The following is a 15,548-nucleotide window of genomic DNA, read 5'->3' as shown; positions in this document are numbered from 1 at the left end:
ATCGCCAGGGGTATGAACTAACAGAAGCCAAATACGGGGCTCTAAAGTAGTTTTAAAAAGAGTCAGGCTCAAGATATATATCCTTAGTGTCCGGCCAGGAAGACGTGAGCATAATTCCCGGCAAGCGGCCGCACGGCTCCGGCAAGTTATAATAAAAAGGCCCGCCCCGGTGGATAAGGCGGGCTTTTTCCTGAACTTACGGCCAGCCAAAAATCACTGCTCCAATTGTTTCTTCAGGGCGTTTATCTCTTCCGGGGCAAGCCCTGTGGCTTTGATGATTGTATCAATGTCGACGTTAAGCAAAAGCAGGTTCCGGGCCACTTCCCGTTTCCCTTCCAATTTCCCTTCCAACTTTCCTTCCAACTTTCCTTCCAACTTTCCTTCCAGCTTTCCTTCTAACTTTCCTTGCAATAAAATCTCTTGCCTCATTTCATCCAGAGCTATTTCCAGGTTGCTAATCATCTGTTCCACCTCCCAGGGTTTGTTGGCATCCAGGATGCAATCCACTTTTGCCTGTATGCCGGTTGGCATTTTAGGTTTGATAACGTGCTTCAGCCAGGTTGTTATATGACGGAACTCTTCGGGCGTCATAGTCTTTATTGCTCCCGCCAGTTTTTGGAGGCGAATTACCAGCTTTTCCGGCCTGGCTTTTTGATCCAGTAAAAATATGCTGGCGATTACATTGGCAGCTTTGACGAGCTCTTCTTCGCTGTAACGGTTGACGTCAAACAGCAGGTAGCGGAAGTCCAGCAGATGACCGCTGAAATTCTGGTAACCGTCTAGCATTTCTTTGAAGGATAGTTCCGCCGTCCAGTTATTAGCCCCGTTATAGAGCACTGCCGGTATGATGGGCGGCAGGCGGAAATTTTTGCTCTCCCGTTCGCCCTGTGGGGTGTTGTTGTAGATTTCCCGCCAGATTTCAACCATATATAGCAAAAGGCGGAAGGGCATCAGATAGTCTACCGTTGACTGCAGCTCCAGCAGGATGTAAAAGATGACGTTTTTATCCCTGGTCTTGAGCCGGTAGACGACATCGGCTTCTTTCTCGCTGAAATCCTGAAGGACGTAGGATTTATTCACCAGGATAAGGTCGTTTTCGTCGATGGCCGCCACCCATTCTTCCCGGACGAAGGTCTTTAAGAGTTCCAGGAACACTCTTTTGTCGGCCAGGAGCTGCCGGTAACCCTTGTCGTGGGGGTGGTGGGGAGGCCGGGGTTGCCCTTCATTTTCCGGCAAGGGATCACCTTCTTCTTGATATACCATTATACCATATTTTTGGAGCAGGGGGATAGTTTTTGGAAAGCTAACGGTCCCCGGTAAGCCGGTAAGAGAGAGGTCCAGGGAGCTTGCCCCGTGACCCCGAAACCAAGAAGCGGCGGCAGAAATGGGTGACGCATAGTCAGCCAAGGAATATAGATACTTTCCAATCTTTTGGCTGGCCCTGGACACTGGCATGAGAATAATTTTTATGACCAAAAGCGTTTTCCGAGGTTTAAAGGTATCCCCGATTTACCCCTTTATTAACAGGTTCCTGGGACCGTCCTGGGACCTTTTTGGGACCTGAACGGCTGTTTTTGTGGACGATTTAGCCTGTGGATAATGTGTATAAACCTGTGACTAACCTGGAATTAAGGCCTCCCTTGCTGTGGATAAATTTAAAACCATTCTGGCCTCAAGTTATCCACTAAATGTGGATAACTGGCTGAAAGGCTTGATTTTCAAGGTATTAACATGTGGAAAGGTTGTGGATACAGGCTGGGACGGTGTTTTTATTAAGAAGTCCTGGGACTGTTTTCTTAGAGTCAGGGAAGGAATCTGGCGCTTTTATGTCTAATATCTAAAGGCCAGCTTGCCGGGCCGGGGGTGTAACCTTGAAAAAGCAGTTAAGGCAGCAGATTCTAGCCAGGCGTAACGACCTGGCAGCAGCAGTCAGGGAAGCTAAAAGCGAGATTATCGTTAAAAAAGTCCTGGAACTACCTGCCTGGCAGCAGGCCGGCATAATGATGAGTTATGTTTCCTTTGGCAGTGAAGTGGCTACCCCTGCCCTGATTAAAGCGGCCCTGGCCGGGGGAAAACGGGTGGCCGTTCCCCTATGCGTGCGGGAAGGGCGGCGCCTTATTGCTTCGGAAGTCCTGGCTTTCCCGGACGATTTGCAGCCCGGCACCTGGGGTATCCTGGAACCCAGGCCGGAAAGCTTACGCCCCCTGGAACCAGAACTCATCGACCTGGTCATAGTACCCGGGGTGGCCTTCGATAGGGCCGGCAACCGCCTGGGCTACGGCGCCGGCTATTATGACCGTTTCCTGGCGCTCTTAAGGCCCGGGGCCAGAACCATCGCCCTGGCTTTTGCCGAGCAAATTGTCCCTGACGTTTATCCCGCGGCCCATGACCGGCCGGTGGATATGGTGATCACTGATACAGAAATTATTCAGCCCTGAGGCATAAAGGCCCGAGCCGGAGGGGGTAACAATCATCGAAAGGAAGGAAACTGGTGCGCAACTGGACCTGGCTTGTTTTCCTGGTTCTTTTTCTCCTGGCCCTGGGTAGCGGGCGCCTGCAGCAACAGCCGCAGGTTGCCGGCAATATTCCTGGTAACTTGAGTATGACCCCGGTAGATAATGATACTCAGGAATGGCAGGAGCTAGTAAATACTTATGATGGTTTCAGTTTAAACTATCCTGCCGGCTGGCAGCAGGAGATTATCCCGGGGGTAGCAACCATCCTGGCCAAACCCGGTTACGCCAAATTATCTATCTTCGCCCAACCCTTAGGGAAAATCAGTGCCGAGGAATACGTCCTTTACAGCAACCGTAGCCTCCAGGAGGGGTGGGGCAGCATTAAGCTCCAGGGCCAGAAGCAGTTAAATATCCGGGGCTACTATACCTGGCGGTTTGAGTGGACGCGGCAGCAAATGGACGCCGGGGATTTAAACTATTACTTCGAGTATGACCTGGTCGCCGGCAAAACTGTCTATACTTTTATGCTCAAAAGCAACGAGGCCAATTTTACGGCCGCAGCGCGGGATTTAAACCGGATTATCCAGACCTTTAAACCCCTGCCGCCGCAAGGTGTACCTGCCCTGCCGGCAGCCCCGCCGGTCCAGCGGGATATCGAAATCGAAGGCCGGTATCACCGCCTGGTGATCCCGGCAGATAAAACCCTGTGGGGCATCCTTAACCCCCACAAGCTGGGGCGCTTGGAGTATTTTACCAAGCTCTTGCCCCTGGAAAAAGAGCTGGACTTTAAATTTCAATTTCTCATTACTTATGCCGCCTTTGATACCCGCTTCAACTTTGAAGAATTAAAGAAAATCTACGATGATAACCGCGTGCTGATGGTTGCCCTCCAGCCCTGGTGGTACGGCAAAAAGGATGATACCTCCCTCATCGACCTCATCCAGGGCAAGTATGACCATATTTTGCGGGAATGGGCGCGGCAGTTTAAAGCCCTTGAGGACCCTGTTTTCGTCCGTTTTGGCAACGAAATGAACGGCGACTGGTCCACCTGGTCGGCCTGGTACTACGGTAAGGATACGGATATTTTTAAAATGGCCTGGGAGCATGTCTATCGCCTCTTCAAGGCGGAGGGGGCGAATAATGTCCTTTTTGTCTTTAACCCCCACGACCGCTCCTTTCCCAACTTTAAATGGAATAATTACCTGCTCTATTACCCGGGGGATCAAACCGTGGACTGGATCGGCCTGACGGGCTACAACAACGGCACCAGCCATGCCGCCGACACGTGGCGCGGGTTTAATGAAATCTATGAGCCCCTGTACCGCGAGTATATGTATTATTTCGGGAAGAAGCCCTTCATGATTACCGAGTTCTCTAGTAACGAAGTGGGCGGCGACAAGGCGGCCTGGATCCGGGAATGTTTCCGGAGCCTGGCGCTACGCTACCCCAATATTAAGATTGCCGTGTGGTTTAACCAGGTGGACGGCAAGTGGCTCTATAACCTGGATTCTTCGCCCCGGAGCCAGGCGGCCTTCAAGGAAGGCCTGCAGGATCCCCACTACCGGTTCCAGGCGGTGGTCCCGTGGTAGGCCGGCTTTGTTTGCGCTCGTTCCATTTCTAAATGTCTGGTAGCGGGACCTAAAATAGCCCCAATAAAAGGTGTGGAACTTAATTAATGCTGGGCAAAAGGAAATTGTTTCTTTTTTTGAGCTTCATTTTGCTTTTAGCGGTCCTGGTGGGGTGGCGCCTCTGGCCAGGTCGGGTAGCTGCTTTTGAGCGGGCCAGGTATTATTTAACAATATGGCGGGCCTGGGCCGGGCAGGTAGTTGCCCAACAGGCACCCGACCCGGCTACTTTCCCGCCGGCGCCGCCGCCGGTTGCCGGGGCGAGTTACGACGTACTAGTGGTAGGTGGGCAGCCGGAAGGAGTGGCTGCGGCTATCTCTGCCGCCCGCCAGGGGGCGAAGGTCCTGCTGGTGGAAAGGCGCGACGGCCTGGGCGGCCTCTTTACTTACGGCTGGCTGAACTTTATTGACATGAATTACGGGCCGAAACACGAACTGCTGACCCGCGGTACTTTTCTTGATTTCTACCGCCAGGTAGGAGGCAGCATTTTTGATGTCGCCGAGGCTAAAAAGGTCTTCCTGGACATGGTTGAGCGTTACCCCAACCTGGCTTTAAGCCTGAATACTGCTTTTAAAGCGCCCATCCTGGAAGGCAATAAACTGGTGGGCATCAGAGCCGTCAAGGACGGCCAGGAAATGGCTTTCTACGCCGGCCGGATCATCGACGCCACCCAGGATGCCGATGTTGCCGCCGCGGCCGGCGTTCCCTATACGGTAGGCGCCGAGGATATGGGCGAGAAAGACCGGCGCCAGGCCGTGACCCTGGTCTTTCACCTGGGGGGGATAGACTGGGCGGCCCTGGAGCAGGCCGTCAAGGGAGGCCGGATCAAAGACGCTAAGATTTCCGACCGGGCCGCCTGGGGCTTTGCCGACATTGGCGCTGCCTACCAGCCCTCCACCTCGCGCTTGCGGCTGCGGGGCTTAAATATCGGTCGCCAGAATGACGGCACCATCCTCATTAACGCCCTGCAGATCTTTGGTGTCGATGGACTGAGCGAGGCTGCCAAAACTGAAGCCATGGAACTGGCCCGGAAAGAACTGCCGGCTATTACTGACTTCTTGCGCTCCCGGCTGCCCGGTTTTGCCGGGGCCAGGCTCCTGGGGGCAGCGCCGGAACTCTACGTCCGGGAAACCCGCCACATCAAGGCCCTTTACCAGCTGGACCTGAATGACGTCCTCTTTAACCGCTATTTCCCCGACGCCATCGCCCTGGGGTCCTACCCCGTGGATGTCCAGGCGACTTCACCCCAGGATACGGGTTACGTCTACGGCCGGCCGGAAGTCTACAGCATCCCCTTCCGTTCCCTGGTACCCCAGGGGGTTGACAACCTCCTCGTGGTAGGACGGTCGGCTGGCTATACCCACCTGGCTGCCGGCAGCGCCCGGGTGGTACCCATCGGCATGGCTACCGGCGACGCTGCCGGGGTGGCAGCCGCTTATTCCCTGCAGGTGAATAAGAATTTCCGGGAGGTGGCGGCCAGCTCCCGGGATATCAAAGCCATCCAGGATCTCCTGGTGAAGGCCGGCGCTTACCTGAAGGACTACCACATCAAAAACCCCTTGAGCGATCACTGGGCCTTTGCGGGCCTGCAGTTCGTCAACCACTGGGGCCTGATTGTCGCCGGTTATAATAACGACTGGAAGCTGGAAGACCCGGTCAACCAGGCAAGCTTTTACTATATGACGGCCAATGCCTTAAAAAGGGCAGCTGGGCGGGGTGATCTGGTGGCTGCCAGGGCAGCAGCCTTAGAGCCCTATCTCGAACGGAAACCTTTAACACGGGGGGCAGCCGCCTCTCTCCTCCTCACCTACCTGGGCGAGGATACGGCGGCTTTAGACCCGGCGGCGGCCGTGGCCCGGGCCGGGGCAAGGGGCCTCCTGCCCCTGGATAAAACGGGAAGCGATCCCCAGGGGATAGTAACCGGAGCGGAGGCCTACTATGCTACGGAGCGCCTCTGTGCCCTGGTGGGTAAAAAGTAAAGCCATAATTCCTGCTTGCCTCCTATTTATGGTTATGCTACAATAAACATAACCGCATATACCTCCGAGCCAGTGGGCCTAAGGTTTTAAGGCTATGGCCGCTGGCCTCCTGCCTGCTTGCCAGGCAGCGACGGGGTAGGCGGGGAAACCTGCCTGCCTCCCGGAATGGGAAAGGAGTTTTTAGTAACTTCAGGCACCCTTCCGGGTGCCTGTAAATTTTTAGGTTTAAAGGGAATAAAGGCCGGCCCCAATAAGTCAATGAATATAAAGACGAAATTCCTAGGAGGGATATTTTATGGTTGACCGGGAAGCCGTCCGGGCAGCAGTAAAAGAAGCGGCTGCTGGCCATGGTGGCAAGTTACCTTGTGTGGTTGCCCAGGAAGTAGCCCGCCGCTTGCAGGTACCCATGCGTGAGGTGGGGCAGGCTGCCGACGACTTGCAGATCAAGATTATCCAGTGCCAGCTGGGATGTTTTGAGTAGCAGGGGGATATGGATGGAACTCTTCCGGGTGGTAACTTTAGCAGAAGCGCGCCGGCTGCTAACCCGCTACTGGCCCCTGCCGGGTCGGCAGGAAGTGATTTTACCCCTGCTTGCTGCCCTGGGGCGGGAACTGGCCCGGCCGGTGACGGCGAAGGACGACGTTCCCGGTTTTACCCGCGCCACCATGGACGGCTATGCCGTGCGGGCGGCCGATACCTTTGGCGCCCGGGAAACCCAGCCGGTAATTTTGCGCCTGGCAGGAGAGGTGCCCATGGGGCAACCGGCTGCAGTTACTGTTGGCCCCGGCGAGGCGGTGGCCGTGGCTACGGGAAGTATGATGCCCCCCGGGGCTGATGCCGTGGTTATGGTGGAAAGCACGGAAGTCCTCGCGGAGGGCCGGGTCGCCGTTTTTAAACCCGTGGCCCCGGGGCAGGACCTGGTGCGCCAGGGTGCCGACGTGCGCGCCGGTACCACCGTCCTGCCTGCCGGCCATACTTTGCGGCCCCAGGACCTGGGAGTGCTGGCCAGCCTGGGGGTAACCCGGGTGACTGTATATGAACCCTGGCGGGTGGGCATCCTGGCTACCGGCAATGAAATCATCCCTCCCGAGGCTAACCCCGGCCCCGGCCAGGTAAGGGATATTAATTCCTACACCCTGGCCGGACTGGTTAGGAAGTGCGGCGCTGAGGCCACCCTCTACGGTATTGCCCCCGATGACCTGGAGGATCTAACGGCCAGGATCCAGAAGGCCCTGGTGGAAAACCACCTGGTGCTCCTTTCCGGCGGCAGTTCTGTCGGCACCCGCGATTTAACCGTCCAGGTCCTGGCTGGCCTGGGACAGCCGGGTATCCTCTTTCACGGTGTGGCCCTCCGCCCGGGTAAGCCCACCGTTGCGGCAGTGGCCGGCGATAAGATGATCCTAGGCCTGCCGGGCCATCCCGTTTCAGCCATGGTTGTTTTCAGTATCTTAATTGAACCCCTGCTGCGCTACGGGAGCTACGATCATCTGGCCGGGAGGAGGACGGTGGAGGCGATCTTAAGCCGGACAGTTACTTCTATTCCCGGCCGGGAGGACTATATCCGCGTCCGCCTGGAAGCAGGCCCGGGTGGGTTCCTGGCCGTACCGGTACCGGGAGGATCGAGTATGATCTCATCCATGGTCCAGGCCGACGGCCTGGTAGCCATACCCCTGGAGGAAGAGGGCCTGGAAGCCGGTACAAGGGTAGAGGTTAAATTATTTTAAGTGCAACTTTATTATACTATAGTTCATAAAACGGAGAAAAAGCGGCGAGAAAGCGGAGAGGGTCTGGAAGGCTTAATTAAGTTATATTAAACCCGGGAAGGAAGGGTTGGTTATTGGCACGCAAGGTCTTTGTCACCAGCAGGCCCTGGCAGGAGGCCCTGGAGGAATTTCTAGGATCTTTAAGGTCCAATGGCTACCTGGCGGGGCTGCCGGCTGAAGAAATAGACGTTACCCGGGCCCTGGGCCGGGTAACGGCAGCACCGGTCTATGCCGCCATCTCTTCACCCCACTACCCGGCGGCGGCTATGGACGGGATAGCTGTGCGGGCAGAAAAGACCTTTGGTGCCAGCGAGGGGGAACCCCTGGAGCTGGCACTGGACCGCGAGGCAGTGCTTGTCGATACGGGCGATCCTTTACCAGAGGGCTTTGATGCCGTTATTATGATAGAAGAAGTAACTTTTAAAGATAAGGTTGCTGCTGTCATCAGGCGCCCGGCCGTGCCAGGGCAAAATATCCGGCCGGTGGGTGAGGACATCACGGCCGGCGAGCTACTGGTACCGGCTGGCCAGGCCCTCACCCCCTACGACCTTGGGGGCCTCCTATCAGCTGGAGTAACGATGGTAGCCGTCCGGCCGCGGCCACGGGTAGCCATCCTGCCCACGGGGACTGAGCTGGTGCCGCCCAACCCCAATCCGGCCCCCGGCCAGATCCTGGAGTCCAACGGCACCATGCTGGCCGGCCTGGTCACCCGCTGGGGGGGCGAGCCCCGGGTTTACCCCATTACCCCTGATGATTACCAGCTCTTAAAAGAACGCCTGCTGCAGGCCCTGGCGGAAAGCGACCTGGTCCTCATCAATGCCGGCTCCTCGGCCGGGCGGGAGGACTATACCGCCCGCCTGGTGGCTGAGCTGGGGCAGGTCTTAACCCATGGGGTCGCCACCCGGCCCGGAAAGCCGGTAATCCTGGGTATAGTTGAGGATAAACCGGTGATTGGCGTACCCGGCTACCCGGTATCCGCCGCCCTGTGCGCGGAACTCTTTGCCAGGCCCGTTATCTATTACCGGCAGGGATTGGAACCGCCCCGGCGGGAGCGGGTACAGGCCGTCCTGGCCCGTAAAATTTACTCCCCCCTTGGCCGGGAGGAGTTTGTCCGCGTTCGCCTGGAAAGAGAAAGGGACAGGTTGGTGGCCATCCCGACCTCCCGCGGTGCCGGCACCATCATGGCCCTGGCCCGGGCCGACGGTATTGTGGTGGTACCCCGCCTGGCCGAGGGTTTTGCCGCCGGCCAGGAAGTGACGGTATATCTCCTGCGGCCGCGGGAAACCCTTCTGGAAGAACTCCACACCGGAGCCAGGACCATCAAGGGTAGCTATAATTTAGAATGAAAAGCGGCATAACGAAGAAGCCGTTGCCGGAGAAAAGAGGGAGACCGGTGGAAGATGCCTTTCGCCGCCAGATAAACTACCTGCGTATTGCCATAACCGACCGCTGCAACCTGCGCTGCCGCTACTGTATGCCGGCAACCGGGGTACCCTTAAAGAGTCACCAGGACATCCTCCGCCTGGAGGAGATCGTCACCATTGCGCGGGTGGCCGGCAGGACCGGGATAAACCGCATCCGCCTTACCGGGGGCGAGCCCCTGGTGCGCAAAAACGTCGTGACCCTGGTGCGGGAGCTGGCTAAACTTCCGGCCATCAAAGAGGTTTCCCTGACCACCAATGGCATCTTCTTGAGTGGCCTGGCCAGGGCCCTCAAAGAAGCGGGCTTGAGCCGGGTGAATATCAGCCTGGACACATTAAAGAAAGAACGTTACCGTTATATCACCCGCCGCGGCAATATCAGCAGCGTCTGGCAGGGCATCCATGCCGCCCTGGCCGTGGGCCTGGCACCGGTAAAACTCAATGTTGTCGTTACCCGCGGCTTTAACGACGACGAGATCCTGGATTTTGCCCGGCTGGCTCAAGAAGAGCCTTTGCATATCCGCTTTATTGAACTGATGCCCATTGGCGCGGCTGCTGCTTCTGCTGGCGGTTATGTATCCATGGAGGAGATTAAAAGCCAGATTAGCCGGGTCTATCCCCTGGAACCTTTAGCAGACCTGGTAACCAACGGCCCGGCCGTTAACTTTAAGGTGGCCGGCGGGAAAGGTAGTATCGGCTTTATCAGCGCCATGTCCAGTCACTTTTGTCACCGCTGCAACCGCCTGCGCCTGACGGCCGACGGGAAACTCAGGCCCTGCCTCTACTGGGACGGGGAAATAGACATCAAAGGGCCTTTACGCGCCGGGGCTTCGGAGGCGGAACTGGCGGCTATTTTTGCCCGGGCTGTGACCTTAAAGCCGGCCGAACACCATATGGAAACCGGCTGGCGCCAGCCCCGGGTCATGTCCCAGATCGGCGGCTGATGTTTAAGAAGTGAGAGGTGGGAAGTGGGAAGTAGGAGTTGGTTCAGGTTAAGCTCCGGTGAGGTTAATGTCCGTGGGGGGAACCGGGTCGTTCCTTCAATAAAGGTTTGTATCTGTAAAGGCACAAAGTAAACGAGCAGTGTATTATGGAGGCATGGGTATGAGCAATCCCCTGACCCACCTTGATGCCAAAGGTGCTGCACGAATGGTAGATGTGGGCGCCAAGGCCGTTACCGAACGGGTGGCCGTAGCCCGGGGACGGGTACTGATGAGCAAAAATACCCTGGACCTCATCCTGGAAGGAGAGATGCCCAAGGGTGACGTCCTGGCCGTGGCCCGGGTGGCCGGGATTATGGCCGCCAAGCAAACGGGGTCGTTAATCCCCCTCTGCCACCCCTTGTCCATCAGCGCGGTGAGCGTCGACTTCCGCCCTGACCGGGACACGGGGACCCTGGAAATTGAAGCCCGGGTGAAGACCACCGGCCAGACCGGGGTGGAAATGGAAGCCCTGACGGCGGTCAGCGTGGCCGCCTTGACCATTTACGACATGTGCAAAGCCGTCGAGAGGGGCATGGTTATCGATAACATCAGGTTAATCGAAAAAACGGGTGGCCGCAGCGGCCACTTCCAGCGGGAAGGTGAGGAACCATGGGACGTATCGTAGCCGTCTGCACCTCGGCCGCCAAGGGTGAGCGTAAAAAGAATATTGGCCGGGGGATGCTCATTGCCAACCACGGCCTGGAGGGCGATGCCCATGCCGGCCCCTGGCACCGCCAGGTAAGCCTCCTGGCCATGGAAAGCATTACCAAAATGCAGGCTAAAGGCATGCAAGTGGGCCCCGGCGACTTCGCCGAGAACCTGACGACGGAGGGTATTGATCTGGTATCCCTGCCGGTGGGTACGAAATTAAGAATCGGGGACCGGGTCCTGGCCGAGGTGACCCAGATCGGCAAACAGTGCCACAGCCGCTGTGCCATTTACCAGCAGGCCGGCGACTGCGTCATGCCCCGCGAGGGCATCTTTGTGGCCATCCTGGAGGGCGGGCCGGTCCAGGTGGGCGATCCTATCGAGGTGGTGGCCTCGTGATCCGGGTAGCAATACTTACGGCCAGCGATAAGGGAGCCCGGGGCGAGCGGGAGGATAAGAGCGCGGCCGTCATCCGGGAAATGGTGGCGGATCTTGGCGAAGTGGTGGCCTATGAGGTTGTTCCTGATGAGCGCCGGCTCCTGGCCGCCAAACTGCGCGAGTTTTGCGATGTGGTGGGGGCCGATCTCGTTCTCACCACCGGGGGCACTGGCTTCAGCCCCCGGGATGTTACCTCCGAAGCCACCCGGGATGTGATCGAAAAGGAAGTACCGGGGCTGCCGGAGGCCATGCGGGCGGCAAGCCTGAAGTTAACCCCCCAGGCCATGCTCTCCCGGGCTGTAGCCGGCATCCGGGGGAAGACTCTCATCGTCAACCTGCCCGGCAGCCCCAAAGGGGTGCGGGAAAACCTGGCGGCCATACTGCCGGCCCTACCCCACGGCCTGGCCATCTTAAAGGGCGAGGCTGGCGAGTGCGGCCGGCCCTGAAAGATAGATTATGCAAACCCCGGTCTTTACGACGGGGTATTTTTATAAGACTATGTTTACTTTAGACTGCGATATTAACTTTTTCGGATGAGTAAGCCTGGACTTGCTGTTTTATTGGAGTTGGTTTTCTCCAGTAGAAGCATTATATGTTTTATGTTAAGATAATTTGGGGTGTAAAATTTAAAACATCAGCTGGTATAGGGACATCCGCAAGTCTCCCAAGAGAAGTTTTGCTGTTTAGGTTTACTCATTTATATAAAAGCAGCAAAGAGCCGATTTAGTGTATTTTTTAAATTAACAGGGGGCCCGGACTCGGTTGGTAGGAGGTGTATATGCTGATGATGGGAATTACTGTAAGAGAGGCGCTGCGCTTACCTCAGATGGAGGGAGCAGTACTGGTCGGTGGTGAACAGGGACTTGATCGTATAATCAATTCTGTGAACATCATGGAAGTACCAGACATAGGAAGTTATATAAAACCCGCAGAGCTTTTACTGACAACCGCTTATCCTATTAAAGATGATATCAAAGCTCTGGAAAATTTGATACCTCAATTAAACAAATGTGGATTGGCCGCGCTGGCCATAAAGCCGGAACGCTATATCCGCGAGATTCCAGAGATTATGATTAAGCAGGCCAACCAATACAAGTTTCCCCTGATTAAATTGCCCAACAGCGCCTCATTTAACGAAATTATAAATCCTATTTTGACCGAAATTTTAAACCGCCAGGCGGCCGTCCTGCAAAGGAATGAACAACTTAGCAAAGCCCTAACCGGCATAATGCTGCATGGTGGAGGGCTGGCTGAGATCGCGCGGACCCTAGCCGGCTTACTGGGGTTGCCAGTCTCTATTCATGATCCTTCTTTCCGAAAGATAGCTTCGTGGTTAGCGCCCCGCGATTTCGGTACTGAGAAGAACCGGGCACTGGCTGAACTTGTAAATGATAGCAAACAGCTGGCAGAAGCCTGCAAGGATGGTAGGGAACAATTGGTATTTAATTATGCCGGTGGGTTATATGCCATATGCCGCCCTGTTACAGTTGCCGAGGAAATTTATGCATACCTATTTATCTGGGAACCCCAAAAGCCTATTTCTGAACGGGATATAACTGGTATCGAGCAGGCGGTTACTGTTATTGCTTTGGAAATAAGCAAGCAACGGGCTGTCTTTGATGTAGAGAGCAGGTTTAAAAGCAGCTTTATTGAATATCTCGTGGATGGTAAAATCGCCTCAAAGGAAGATGCGATCATTTTGGCCGAAAGATTTGGGTGGGATATTGCTAACGGCTTTACAGTCATGTTATTTGAATGTGATGATCTGCAATCGCTTTACGATCAGGAGCCAGTATTTGCCCGCAAGAAACGGCTTAAGATAATGGAGATAGTGAATACAGCGGTTGTTTCATTATCTCCGGGATCAGCGGTTGTCGAGAGAGGGAGGCGGTTAATGGTGTTGCACCGCCCCCTGCCAGGTAAAGATACCAAACAGTTGCGGAGAAATTCCGAGACTTTGGCCCGTTCCTGTTGTGAAGAGTTAGCGAAGCGGTTAGATACACGAATACTCGTGGGGATTAGCCGCTTTATCGCCGACCCCATGAAGATTGCTGAAGGCATAAACCAATCCCAACAGGCTCTGGAAATCGGGAGGCGTGCTTACGAACGGGGCCAAGTTTTTCACTTTGACGACTTGGGCGTCTACCGCATTTTATTGACTTCTGATGCGGTAGAGATGCGATGTTTCTTTGACGATATCTTGGGCCAACTGGTCTCTTATGATGAAGAAAATAAAGCAGGTCTAATTGCAACGTTGGAGACGTTATTTGCTAATGATATGAACCTGCAGAAAACAGCTGATGCCTTATTTATTCACTATAATACTTTGAGATACCGCATAAACCGGATACAACAAATTACTGGCCTTGATTTAAAGTCTCCGGATGATCGCCTGAGCCTGCAGCTTGCCCTTAAAATCCTGCACATGAAAGGAAATTAACTTGAAGTTTTGTGGCCACCGCTTATTTGGTGGTGTTTTTTATCTAAAGATGGTTTAACTTGTTGATATTTGACTAATTAACGCGTTATCTTTTGTATGAAATTGACATAGAGGTGGTTGACTTAGTAGTGTTAAACTACAAATGTACGGGATACAGGTAATTGGATCTAATTACCAGAAATGTTTTTGCGGCGGAGGTAAAAAGGCAATAATATCATAGCCTGGGTTCGTGGCGCTGTAGAACAGGCTGTGGCCCATAGAATACCCGGCTTAGGGGACTCGTGTAGGATGTCGACACGCAGTTAGATTGCATAGGCATGCAGAAGTTAAGGGGAGGAGGTATAATAACGAATCCTTCGCTTCTGAAGATTTGCTTTGGGTAAAAATCCGGGAAATTACTGGGTAAAGCAGGAAGTTTTAAAAATAGCAAAAAATGGAAGTAATAGACGGTTCTACTAAGACGTATTAAATGCCTTGTATTAGGAGGATAAAAAAATGAGTGCAATTGTGCTTTTGCCGCTTCTTGTTATCATTGCCGTCCTTGTTATGAGGAAGCACATGATAGTCGCGGGTATCAGTGGTGCAATCGTTGCTATGATTATCGGTCATATGGGCCTGGCGCCGGCGACAAAAATAATAATGGACGCTATTCCCGGCATGATGTCTATGACGACACCGATTATGTATTCCGCGACGGCCCTTGCTGTTGCCAAGACAGGAGGGTTTGATGCTCTGCTTCGGCTTAGCCGGAAAATCACCGGCAATAGAGTATATCTAGTCGCTGCTGCTATCGTACTCATTCAGGCACTAGCAACTTACGCTGCTGGTCTTGGTGCAGGAAATACAATGGTAACCGGCCCATTGGCATTTGCTGCTGTAGGAGCAGTTCCGGAGCTAATTGCAGGCATGGCGATTGCAACAGCAGCGAGTTTTGAAACATCCCCAGCTTCTGCCGAGAGTGCCACAATTTCTAAAATTGCAGGGATAGATGTTGGCACTTATGTTAACCAAATGTTTCCATTTACGATCTTATTTTGGATAATTGGTATCGCCCTGGCGGCTTATGGAGTTTGGCGGCGGGGACGTATTTTGAATGAAGAAAATAATGAACCCATGCCCATGGGCCAGATAGTAAGAACTGCTCTTCCACCTCTCTACTTTATCATTGTAGTTGTCGCCGGTAAGTATTTAAATATGTTATTTGGTGGTTACCATGTCTTTACAGCACCTTTTAACATGATCAGCACTCTTGTGCTAGCAACAATTTTAACAAAATCCTCTATGGATAAGATGGCTGAGAACTTAATTCAGGGTTCCTCTTTCATCCTGACGCGGTTATTTGCAATCGGTGTTTTCCTGGGTTTCATTAATATCCTTTCAGAAATTGGTACCTTTAAATATATAGCTCAGATTGCAGCTAGTGCCCCGTCTTTTATCTTCGTAGCGACAGCAATTTTGGCTGGCTTCATTGTAGCTGTACCGGCTGGAGCGTATAGCGTTGGCGTAATTAGCCTGGTAGTTCCCGTTCTGGCTGCTGTTGGCCTTACTCCTTTACAAATGGGACTTGTGGCCCTGGCTATCGGTATGGGTACGCAGATGAGCCCTGTACAGATTAATGTTGCTGCTCTCTCCCAGACATTCGAAATGGAAATTGAAAGCGTCGTCCGCAATAATGCGCCATATGTGCTTGGGGTCCTCGTACTACTGATCATATTAGGTCTCTTCCTGTAAGTGAAGAAAGGGTGCATACCTTGGAGGCTCTTTCTGTGGGTATCGGGGCCTGGGGGACTCTAGA

General features: G+C 54.3%; 14 protein-coding genes and 1 riboswitch. Of the genes, 13 read left to right on the top strand and 1 reads right to left on the bottom strand.

Annotation, left to right across the window (positions count from 1 at the left end; translation table 11 throughout):
• Nucleotides 1-213: 213 nt before the first annotated feature.
• On the bottom strand, nucleotides 214-1,236 hold the full coding sequence (locus tag MOMUL_RS00495; protein WP_062281391.1) for an Rpn family recombination-promoting nuclease/putative transposase: 1,023 nt from the start codon (nucleotides 1,234-1,236) through the stop codon (nucleotides 214-216).
• Nucleotides 1,237-1,871: 635 nt separating this feature from the next.
• Here MOMUL_RS00495 and MOMUL_RS00485 point away from each other — a divergent pair.
• The 13 genes from MOMUL_RS00485 to MOMUL_RS00430 all read left to right on the top strand — a co-directional run bounded on the left by MOMUL_RS00485 (nucleotide 1,872) and on the right by MOMUL_RS00430 (nucleotide 15,484).
• Entirely contained in the window at nucleotides 1,872-2,438 is a 567-nt protein-coding gene (locus tag MOMUL_RS00485) for a 5-formyltetrahydrofolate cyclo-ligase (RefSeq protein WP_062280147.1), read from the top strand.
• A gap of 53 nt (nucleotides 2,439-2,491) precedes the next feature.
• A complete protein-coding gene (locus MOMUL_RS00480; protein ID WP_062280145.1) occupies nucleotides 2,492-4,045 on the top strand; it encodes a glycoside hydrolase family 26 protein in 1,554 nt (517 codons plus the stop codon).
• Nucleotides 4,046-4,173: 128 nt separating this feature from the next.
• Nucleotides 4,174-6,060 (top strand): FAD-dependent oxidoreductase, encoded by a 1,887-nt coding sequence (locus tag MOMUL_RS00475; RefSeq protein WP_236712924.1) that lies wholly within the window; start codon nucleotides 4,174-4,176, stop codon nucleotides 6,058-6,060.
• Between the two features lie 50 nt (nucleotides 6,061-6,110).
• A riboswitch (molybdenum cofactor riboswitch) is annotated at nucleotides 6,111-6,253 on the top strand.
• Nucleotides 6,226-6,363: a hypothetical protein gene (locus MOMUL_RS16475; RefSeq protein ID WP_161484941.1), complete on the top strand. Its 138-nt coding sequence runs from the start codon at nucleotides 6,226-6,228 to the stop codon at nucleotides 6,361-6,363. (Overlaps the previous riboswitch by 28 nt.)
• The gene (locus MOMUL_RS00470) at nucleotides 6,356-6,541 is read left to right on the top strand and encodes a hypothetical protein (protein WP_062280140.1); all 186 of its coding nucleotides are present in this window, start codon (nucleotides 6,356-6,358) and stop codon (nucleotides 6,539-6,541) included. The genes MOMUL_RS16475 and MOMUL_RS00470 overlap by 8 nt, the downstream gene beginning before the upstream one ends.
• Before the next feature lie 13 nt (nucleotides 6,542-6,554).
• Entirely contained in the window at nucleotides 6,555-7,784 is a 1,230-nt protein-coding gene (locus MOMUL_RS00465; protein ID WP_062280138.1) for a molybdopterin molybdotransferase MoeA, read from the top strand.
• Between the two features lie 113 nt (nucleotides 7,785-7,897).
• Nucleotides 7,898-9,169: a molybdopterin-binding protein gene (locus MOMUL_RS00460; protein ID WP_062280135.1), complete on the top strand. Its 1,272-nt coding sequence runs from the start codon at nucleotides 7,898-7,900 to the stop codon at nucleotides 9,167-9,169.
• A gap of 47 nt (nucleotides 9,170-9,216) precedes the next feature.
• Nucleotides 9,217-10,188, top strand: coding sequence for a GTP 3',8-cyclase MoaA (gene moaA / locus MOMUL_RS00455; protein WP_062280131.1), 972 nt, complete (start codon nucleotides 9,217-9,219; stop codon nucleotides 10,186-10,188).
• A gap of 160 nt (nucleotides 10,189-10,348) precedes the next feature.
• Nucleotides 10,349-10,852, top strand: coding sequence for a cyclic pyranopterin monophosphate synthase MoaC (gene moaC / locus MOMUL_RS00450; protein WP_062280128.1), 504 nt, complete (start codon nucleotides 10,349-10,351; stop codon nucleotides 10,850-10,852).
• Nucleotides 10,837-11,274, top strand: a complete 438-nt coding sequence (locus MOMUL_RS00445; RefSeq protein WP_062280125.1) for an MOSC domain-containing protein — start codon at nucleotides 10,837-10,839, stop codon at nucleotides 11,272-11,274. Before moaC ends, MOMUL_RS00445 begins: the two co-directional genes overlap by 16 nt.
• Nucleotides 11,271-11,759 (top strand): MogA/MoaB family molybdenum cofactor biosynthesis protein, encoded by a 489-nt coding sequence (locus MOMUL_RS00440; RefSeq protein WP_062280122.1) that lies wholly within the window; start codon nucleotides 11,271-11,273, stop codon nucleotides 11,757-11,759. Before MOMUL_RS00445 ends, MOMUL_RS00440 begins: the two co-directional genes overlap by 4 nt.
• A 338-nt stretch (nucleotides 11,760-12,097) precedes the next feature.
• Complete coding sequence (locus MOMUL_RS00435) at nucleotides 12,098-13,753, top strand: PucR family transcriptional regulator (RefSeq protein WP_169802143.1); 1,656 nt, start codon at nucleotides 12,098-12,100, stop codon at nucleotides 13,751-13,753.
• Nucleotides 13,754-14,248: 495 nt separating this feature from the next.
• Nucleotides 14,249-15,484: a hypothetical protein gene (locus tag MOMUL_RS00430; protein WP_062280116.1), complete on the top strand. Its 1,236-nt coding sequence runs from the start codon at nucleotides 14,249-14,251 to the stop codon at nucleotides 15,482-15,484.
• The last annotated feature ends 64 nt before the right edge of the window (nucleotides 15,485-15,548 follow it).

Origin of the sequence: Moorella mulderi DSM 14980, from assembly GCF_001594015.1 — a bacterium.
In the GTDB taxonomy this organism is placed as follows: Bacteria; Bacillota; DSM-521; order Neomoorellales; family Neomoorellaceae; genus Neomoorella; species Neomoorella mulderi.
The sequence above is the reverse complement of the archived record's forward strand: the minus strand, read 5'-3'. Positions and strand labels throughout refer to the sequence as shown.